General features: G+C 57.1%; 1 pseudogene. It reads left to right on the top strand.

From position 1 onward, the window contains the following. Positions 1-612 (top strand): annotated as a pseudogene (locus tag GOB86_RS15675) (IS3 family transposase); the annotation flags it as partial. Positions 613-723: the final 111 nt, after the last annotated feature.

Below are 723 nucleotides of genomic sequence, written 5' to 3'. Positions count from 1 at the left end.
GGCCAGTGGCTTCTGAAAGGCCACATCAACAGGCCTTACAGAAGACCGCACACGATCACACGTCAATATGGGTCAGAAAACTCTTGCATAACGGACGGCAACCACAGAAGAGATCCGGCCAGGGCCAGCATACGTGCACAATGTGATAGGGATCTGATGGAGCATATCCGCCGGATCTGGCAGGATAACCGCGCTGTTTATGGTGTGCGCAAGGTCTGGCACAGCCTACAGCGTGAAGGGCGACAGGTCGCGCGCTGCACTGTTGAGCGCCTGATGCGGCAGATGGGTCTGAAGGGTGTAATCCGGGGCCGGAAGGTCATCACGACCCGTCCAGATACGGCGCGTCCCTGTCCTGATGACAGGGTCAACCGGCAGTTCCGGGCCGAGGCTCCCAACCAGCTCTGGGTCTCGGACTTCACCTATGTCCAGACCCGGAATGGCATGGTCTATGTGGCGTTCGTCATCGATGTGTTCGCCCGCAGGATCGTGGGCTGGAAAGTTTCGACTTCCATGACCACCCAGTTCGTGCTCGATGCCCTTGAACAGGCCATCTGGCAACGAAAGCCCGCGGGAAACAAGGCGCTGATCCATCATTCGGATCGTGGATCACAAGGCGGATTCAACCGGTCGTCGCAACACCTTCGATTATATGTTGTTTGAGCAGTTGGTCGAGTGCCTCTGCTGGTGTTTTCCAACCGAGTGTTTTGCGTGGCCGTGTATTCA

The organism is Acetobacter lambici (assembly GCF_011516885.1).
GTDB classification, from domain to species: Bacteria; Pseudomonadota; Alphaproteobacteria; order Acetobacterales; family Acetobacteraceae; genus Acetobacter; species Acetobacter lambici.
Note: the sequence above shows the minus strand (reverse complement) of the source record. Positions and strands in the feature narration are given on the sequence as shown.